Source organism: Streptomyces sp. NPDC050704 (assembly GCF_040654355.1).
Taxonomy (GTDB): Bacteria; Actinomycetota; Actinomycetes; order Streptomycetales; family Streptomycetaceae; genus Streptomyces.
The window spans coordinates 85,075-92,518 of the sequence record NZ_JBFAHW010000037.1 but is presented as its reverse complement, the minus strand read 5'-3'; the positions used below and the strand labels follow the sequence as shown (position 1 = coordinate 92,518).

The 7,444-nt window shown below is 70.8% G+C and carries 6 protein-coding genes; 5 read left to right on the top strand and 1 reads right to left on the bottom strand.

The genetic code is table 11. From position 1 onward, the window contains the following. Positions 1-862 (bottom strand): substrate-binding domain-containing protein (locus AB0I18_RS22720; RefSeq protein ID WP_363107374.1); only part of this gene is annotated, 862 nt, incomplete at its 3' end. 316 nt (positions 863-1,178) lie between these two features. Between AB0I18_RS22720 and iolC the strand changes: the two genes are divergently transcribed. From iolC to AB0I18_RS22695, 5 genes are read left to right on the top strand one after another with little or no spacing between them, the layout of a single operon-like run. Then, positions 1,179-2,129: a 5-dehydro-2-deoxygluconokinase gene (iolC, locus tag AB0I18_RS22715; protein ID WP_363107373.1), complete on the top strand. Its 951-nt coding sequence runs from the start codon at positions 1,179-1,181 to the stop codon at positions 2,127-2,129. Between the two features lie 29 nt (positions 2,130-2,158). Beyond that, positions 2,159-3,037 carry a deoxyribose-phosphate aldolase gene (locus tag AB0I18_RS22710; protein ID WP_363107372.1) on the top strand — a complete coding sequence of 293 codons (879 nt, stop codon included), beginning with the start codon at positions 2,159-2,161 and terminating at the stop codon, positions 3,035-3,037. Between the two features lie 17 nt (positions 3,038-3,054). Continuing rightward, positions 3,055-3,927 (top strand): 5-deoxy-glucuronate isomerase, encoded by an 873-nt coding sequence (gene iolB / locus AB0I18_RS22705; RefSeq protein WP_363107371.1) that lies wholly within the window; start codon positions 3,055-3,057, stop codon positions 3,925-3,927. A gap of 34 nt (positions 3,928-3,961) precedes the next feature. Continuing rightward, positions 3,962-5,836 carry a 3D-(3,5/4)-trihydroxycyclohexane-1,2-dione acylhydrolase (decyclizing) gene (gene iolD, locus AB0I18_RS22700; RefSeq protein ID WP_363107370.1) on the top strand — a complete coding sequence of 625 codons (1,875 nt, stop codon included), beginning with the start codon at positions 3,962-3,964 and terminating at the stop codon, positions 5,834-5,836. A 49-nt stretch (positions 5,837-5,885) separates the two neighbouring features. Continuing rightward, entirely contained in the window at positions 5,886-7,382 is a 1,497-nt protein-coding gene (locus tag AB0I18_RS22695) for a CoA-acylating methylmalonate-semialdehyde dehydrogenase (RefSeq protein WP_363107369.1), read from the top strand. Positions 7,383-7,444: the final 62 nt, after the last annotated feature.

Below are 7,444 nucleotides of genomic sequence, written 5' to 3'. Positions count from 1 at the left end.
AGGGCTGCTGGTCGACGGCGAACTCGACGTCGCCGTCCTCGATGGCCTTGACCATCTCCTTGTTCAGGTCGAACGTCGCCACCTTCGCCTTGCTGCCCGCGTCACCCACGGACTGCACGGCGGTCAGCGCGAACGGGGCGCCGAGGGTGACCACGTAGTCGACCGAGGAGTCCTGCTTGAGCTTGGCGGTGATCGTCGACTTCACGGCCGGCATGTTGGTGCCGTTCACGTAGAGGTTCGTGGTCTTGCCCTTGAACGTCTTCTTCACACCGGCGCAGCGCGCCTCCAGAGCTACGTGGCCCTGCTCCTGGATGACGCAGATGTTGTTCTTCGCGCCGAGCTCGTTGAGCTTCTCGCCGAAGGCCTCACCGGCCACCGACTCGTCCTGGCCGAAGTACTCCAGGAGACCCTGCTCCTTCCAGTCGTCGATGCCTCCGTTGAGGCCGACGACCGGGATGCCGGCCTTCTCCGCCTTGGCGACCACGGACTTCATGGCGTCCGGCTTGGCCAGGGTGACCGCGATGCCGTCGACCTTCTGGTCGATCGCGTTCTGGACCAGGTTGGCCTGCTTGGCGGAGTCCGGGTTGTTGGAATAGACCAACTCGATGTTGTCCTTGGCGGCGGCGTCCTCCGCGCCCTTGCGGATGAGGTCCCAGAAGGTGTCGCCGGGCGCCGCGTGGGTGACCATCGCGACCTTCATGCGGGGGGTGTCGGCCTTGCCGGCCGACGCGTTGTCCGCGTTCTCCTCGGCCTTCTTGCCGCCGGAGTCGCTGGAACATCCGGCGAGCACCAGGGCTGCCGCGGCGGCTGCGGCCACAACGGGGGCGATTCTGCGGGAACGGGGGCGAGACGAGCGATCCATCTTTCCGGCACCTCACTGTGCGACAGGGGAAAGGGAGCAGAGTAAACGGTCCGGGCGGGGTGCCTGGGCCTTGGGGCCCGTACTGAGGGAAATGCCGGGCCAGGGGCGACGAACTCGGCTGTCTTGTTGGGACGGGATGTAAGTCCCTGACAGACCCCCCTGTCAATACTTTGTTAAGACATCATTTCACGAGCACGTGAGAATGTAAGTACAAAGTATTGACAGGGCTCCGTCCCCGGTCATACACCTAGGACACACCGGTCTCCGGCAGTCCGCATCCCCCGGCAGTCCGTATCCAGCATGAGGAGCGACGCGTATGACCGAGTCCTACGACCTGATCACCATGGGTCGCATCGGGGTTGACCTCTACCCCCTGCAGATCGGCGTACCGCTCACCCGTGTCGAGACCTTCGGGAAGTTCCTGGGCGGGTCGGCGGCCAATGTGGCGGTCGCCGCGGCGCGCCTGGGCCGCACCACCGCGGTCGTCACCCGCACCGGGAACGATCCCTTCGGCGCCTACCTGCACCAGGCGCTCAAGGACTTCGGCGTCGACGACCGCTGGGTCACCCCGGTCGACGCCTACCCCACGCCGGTCACGTTCTGCGAGATCTTCCCGCCCGACGACTTCCCGCTGTACTTCTACCGGCAGCCCAAGGCGCCCGACCTGGAGATCCACACCGACGAGCTGGACTTCTTCGCCATCCGGGCGGCCCGCATCTTCTGGATCACCGGCACCGGCCTGAGCGAGGAGCCCAGCCGCTCCGCCACGCTCGCGGCCCTCAAGGCGCGTGCCAAGCAGGGCACCACGGTCTTCGACCTCGACTGGCGCCCGATGTTCTGGAAGAACCCGGACGAGGCCCGCCCGTACTACGCCGAAGCCCTTCGGCACGTCACCGTCGCCGTCGGTAACCTCGACGAGTGCGAGGTGGCCACCGGATTCCGCGAACCGCGCGCCTGCGCCGAGGCCCTGATCGAGGCGGGCGTGGAGCTGGCCGTCGTCAAGCAGGGCCCCAAGGGCGTCCTCGCCGTCCACCGCGACGGCACCACCGCCGAAGTGCCGCCCGTGCCCGTGGAGGTGGTCAACGGCCTCGGCGCGGGCGACGCGTTCGGCGGCTCGCTCTGCCACGGGCTGCTGGGCGGCTGGGACCTGGAGAAGACGATGCGGTACGCCAACGCGGCCGGCGCCATCGTCGCCTCCCGCCTGGCATGCTCCTCCGCGATGCCGACCGCCACCGAGGTCGAGGATCTCGTGGCCGCCCGCGGCTGACACCGCCACCCCCTGATCGGAGCCAACCCTTGAGCATCACCATCCCCGACCTCGTCAGGGTGCGCGCCCGGCATCCGGAGGCCATAGCCGAAGCGGCGGCCCGCCGTACGCGCCGGCCCCTCCTCGGCGACAGCGGCCGCCTCATGATCGTGGCCGCCGACCACCCGGCGCGCGGCGCACTCGGCGTGGGCGACCGCCGGCTGGCCATGGCCAACCGGGCCGACCTGCTGGAACGCCTGTGCATCGCGCTGTCGCGGCCCGGCGTGGACGGGGTGCTCGCCACCGCCGACATCCTGGACGACCTGCTCCTGCTCGGCGCGCTGGAGAACAAGGTCGTGATGGGCTCGATGAACCGCGGCGGCCTGGCCGGCGCCGCCTTCGAGATGGACGACCGCTTCACCGGCCACCGCGCCGAGGACATCGACCGGCTGAACTTCGACGCGGGCAAGCTGCTCGTCCGCATCGACTACGACGACCCGGGCTCGCTGACCACCCTGGAGTCCACCGCCCGGGCCATCGACGCCATGGCCGAGCGGCGGCTCCCGGTGTTCGTCGAGCCGTTCATCTCCCGCCGCGTCGAGGGCAGGGTGCGCAACGACCTCGGCTCGGAGGCCGTCACCCGCTCCATCGCCATCGCCTCAGGCCTGGGCGGCACCTCCGCCTACACCTGGCTGAAACTCCCGGTCACCAACGACCCGGACGACATGGCCGCGGCGCTCGAGACCTCCACCCTGCCCGTCGTCCTGCTCGGCGGCGAGGTCGGCAGGGACCAGGAGGGCGCGTACGAGAAGTGGCGCAAGTGCCTGCGGCTGCCCACCGTCCAGGGCCTGGTCGTCGGCCGGTCCCTGCTCTATCCCGCCGAGGGCAACGTGGAGACCGCGGTGGACACCGCGGTCGGCCTGCTCTGACCAGAAGGGGCATCCTCATGACCAGCGCACATCACCTGCCGGCGGGCAAGGCCGCGAGCGGCCCGTACGCCGTGGACGTCACCCCGGAGAGCGCGGGCTGGGACCACTCCAGCCTCCGCGTCCTCGAACTGCCGCCCGGCGGCACGCACCTGTTCACCGCCGGGGACAGCGAATGGATCGTCACCTCGCTCGGCGGCGGCTGTGACATCGCTGTCACCGACGACTTCGGCCGTGACGAGTTCCAACTGCACGGCCGCGCGAGCGTGTTCAGCGGCGTCAGCGACTTCGTGTACGTTCCGCGCGACGCGACCGCGGCCCTCACCTCGACCGCGGGCGGACGCTTCGCGCTCACCGGCGCCCGCTGCGACCGGCGCCTGCCGGCCCGCTACGGGTCCGCCGAGTCCGTCCCCGTCGAACTGCGCGGTACCGGCAACTGCTCGCGCAGGGTTCACAACTTCGGCGCGGCCGGCGTCTTCGAGTGCGACAAGCTCATCGCCGTCGAGGTGATCACCCCCGGCGGCAACTGGTCCTCGTACCCGCCGCACAAGCACGACGAGTACCGGCCGGGCGAGGAGTCCGAGCTGGAGGAGATCTACTACTTCGAGATCGCCGACCACGAGGGCACGCCCGGCCTCGGCTACCAGCGGGTCTCGCCGTCCGGCCACGGCAGCGGCACCGACGTGCTGGCCGAGGTGCGCGGCGGCGACGTCGTCCTGATCCCGGACGGCTGGCACGGCCCGTCCATCGCCGCGCCCGGCCACGACATGTACTACCTCAACGTCATGGCGGGCCCCGGCGCCGACCGCGCCTGGCTGATCTGCGACCACCCCGACCACGCCTGGATCCGCGACACCTGGCCGAGCCAGCCCGTCGACCCCCGGCTGACCTGATCCCCGTCCCATGCCCCGTCCCAGTGAGGAACCGATGAGCCGCTCGACCCTTCGCCTGACCGTCGCCCAGGCACTGGTGCGCTTCCTGGCCGCGCAGCACACCGAACGCGACGGCGTGCGGCACCGGCTGATCGCCGGCATCTGGGGGATCTTCGGCCACGGCAACGTCGCCGGACTCGGCCAGGCGCTCCTCGAAGCAGGCGAGGAGACCATGCCCTTCCACCAGGGCCGCAACGAACAGGCCATGGTGCACGCGGCGGTTGGCTACGCCCGCCAGCTCAACCGGCTCTCCGCCCAGGCGGTCACCACCTCCATCGGCCCGGGCGCCACCAACCTGGTGACCGGCGCCGCCCTGGCCACGGTCAACCGCCTCCCCGTGCTGCTCCTGCCCGGCGACTACTTCGCCACCCGCGCCGCCGACCCGCTGCTCCAGCAGCTGGAGCACCCCGTCGAGGCCGACCTGTCGGTCAACGACACCCTGCGCCCGGTCTCCCGCTACTTCGACCGGATCACCCGCCCCGAGGCGCTGATCCCGTCCGCCCTGAACGCGATGCGGGTGCTCGCCGACCCCGTCGAGACCGGCGCCGTCACCCTCGCCCTGCCGCAGGACGTGCAGGCCGAGGCGTACGACTGGCCCGAGGAGTTCTTCGCCGAGCGGATCTGGCACGTACGCCGCCCGGCGCCCGAACCGTCCGAGCTCGCGGCCGCCGTGGAGGCCGTACGAGCCGCCGGGCGCCCCGTGATCATCGCGGGCGGCGGAGTCCACCACAGCGAGGCCGAGGCGGCCCTCAAGGAGTTCGTGGAGGCCACCGGCATCCCGGTCGCGTCCACCCAGGCGGGCAAGGGCTCCCTGCGCCACGACCACCCGGCGGACCTCGGCGGCGTCGGCCACACCGGTACCACCGTCGCCGACGACCTGGCCCGCACCGCCGACCTCGTCATCGGCGTGGGCACCCGCTACACGGACTTCACCACCGCCTCCGCCACGCTCTTCCAGAACCCGGACGTCAGGTTCGTCAACCTCAACGTCACCGCCTTCGACGCCCACAAGCTGAGCGCTCGGACGCTGGTGGCCGACGCCCGCGCGGGTCTGGACGCCCTCACCGAGGCACTGTCCGGCCACCGCGTGGACGCGGCCTACGAGGCCGAGTACCGCACCGGCAAGGAGCGCTGGGAGCAGATCGTGGACGCCGCCTACCGGGCGGACGACGAGCACGCGGTGCCCACCCAGACGCAGGTCCTCGGCGCGCTCGACGCCGTGGTCGGCGACGACGACGTGGTGATCAACGCGGCCGGCTCGCTCCCCGGCGACCTGCACAAGCTCTGGCGGGCGCGCAGCCCGCGCCAGTACCACCTGGAGTACGGCTACTCCTGCATGGGCTACGAGATCCCGGCGGGCATCGGCGTCCAGCAGGCCGCCCCCGGCACCCCCGTCTGGTCGCTGGTCGGCGACGGCACGTACCTCATGATGCCCACCGAGATCGTCACGGCCGTCCAGGAGGGCCTGCCCGTCAACCTGGTGCTGATCCAGAACCACGGGTACGCCTCCATCGGCGGCCTCTCCGAGACGGTGGGCGGCGAGCGCTTCGGCACCGCCTACCGTTACCGCGCCGCCGACGGCACCTTCACCGGCGCCCCGCTGCCGGTCGACCTGGCCGCCAACGCCGCCAGCCTCGGCATGGACGTGCTGCGTGCCAAGACCGTCGGCGAACTGCGCGAGGCCCTGGCCACCGCCCGTGCCTCGGACCGTCCGACCTGCGTGTACGTCGAGACGGACCCGACGCCCACCGCCCCGGCCGCGGAGGCCTGGTGGGACGTGCCGGTCGCCGAGGTCGCCTCCCGCGAGGCCGCCACCCGGGCCCGCGAGTCGTACGAGCAGAGCGTCGTCGACCGCCGCCGCCACCTCTGACGCCCGCCCCCCTCCTGACTTCCCCCGCTCACGAAAAGGACCCGCACTCATGAACACGATCAACCACTGGATCGGGGGCAAGCCCGTCGAGGGCGCGTCCGGTCGCTCCGGCCCCGTGTACAACCCCGCCACGGGCGCCCAGGAGAAGCAGGTGCCCTTCGCCTCCGTCGACGAGGTGGACGCCGCCGTCGCCTCGGCGAAGGCCGCGTTCGAGAGCTGGGGCACCGCCTCGCTCGCCAAGCGCACGTCGGTCCTGTTCAAGTACCGCGAGCTGCTCGACGCGCACCGCGACGAGATCGCCGAGCTGATCACCGCCGAGCACGGCAAGGTGCACTCCGACGCGCTCGGCGAGGTCGCCCGGGGCATGGAGATCGTCGAACTGGCCTGCTCGGTACCGCAGTTGGTGAAGGGTGAGCTGTCCACGCAGGTCTCCACCCGCGTCGACGTCGCCTCGATCCGGCAGCCGCTCGGTGTCGTCGTCGGCATCACGCCGTTCAACTTCCCGGCCATGGTGCCGATGTGGATGTTCCCGGTCGCCATCGCGTGCGGCAACACCTTCGTGCTCAAGCCGAGCGAGAAGGACCCCTCCGCGTCCTACCGGCTGGCGGAGCTGGCCTCCGAGGCCGGACTGCCGGACGGCGTGCTCAACATCGTGCAGGGCGACAAGGTCGCCGTGGACCGCCTCCTGGAGCACCCGGACATCGCGGCCGTCTCCTTCGTCGGCTCCACGCCCATCGCCAAGTACATCCAGATGAAGGGCATCGAGCACGGCAAGCGCGTACAGGCCCTCGGCGGCGCCAAGAACCACATGCTGGTCCTGCCCGACGCCGACCTGGACTTCGCCGCCGACCAGGCCATCAACGCCGCGTACGGCTCGGCCGGCGAGCGCTGCATGGCGGTGTCCGTCGTGGTCGCGGTCGGCGACACGGGCGACGAACTCGTCGGCAAGATCGCCGAGCGGGCCAAGGGCCTGAAGATCGGCCCCGGCAGCGACGCGGCCAGCGAGATGGGCCCGCTGATCACCCGCGAGCACCGCGACAAGGTGGCGTCGTACGTCTCCGGTGCGGCGGCCCAGGGCGCCGAGGTCGTCGTGGACGGCACCGGGTACACCGTTCCGGGCCACGAGGACGGCTTCTTCCTCGGCGTCTCGCTGCTCGACAAGGTGCCGGTCACCGCGGACGCGTACCAGGACGAGATCTTCGGCCCGGTGCTCTGCGTGGTCCGCGCCGACACGTACGACGAGGCCATCGCGCTGATCAACGGCTCCCGCTGGGGCAACGGGACCGCGATCTTCACCCGGGACGGCGGCGCCGCCCGCCGCTTCCAGCTGGAGGTCCAGGCAGGCATGGTCGGCGTCAACGTGCCGATCCCCGTGCCCGTCGGCTACCACTCCTTCGGCGGCTGGAAGGACTCCCTCTTCGGAGACCACCACATCTACGGCAACGACGGCATCGCCTTCTACACCCAGGGCAAGGTCATCACCACCCGCTGGCCCGACCCGGCCGACGGCGGTGGCATCAACCTCGGCTTCCCCAGCAACTCCTGACCCGTATCCGAAGGCCCACTCGAAGGCCCACCTGAAGGCCCACCCGAAGGGAGGAGGCTCCC

Coding starts and splice junctions, on each gene's coding strand:
- iolC (WP_363107373.1), top strand. CDS start 1,179: ATGACCGAGTCCTACGACCTGATCACCATGGGTCGCATCGGGGTTGAC.
- iolB (WP_363107371.1), top strand. CDS start 3,055: ATGACCAGCGCACATCACCTGCCGGCGGGCAAGGCCGCGAGCGGCCCG.
- iolD (WP_363107370.1), top strand. CDS start 3,962: ATGAGCCGCTCGACCCTTCGCCTGACCGTCGCCCAGGCACTGGTGCGC.
- AB0I18_RS22695 (WP_363107369.1), top strand. CDS start 5,886: ATGAACACGATCAACCACTGGATCGGGGGCAAGCCCGTCGAGGGCGCG.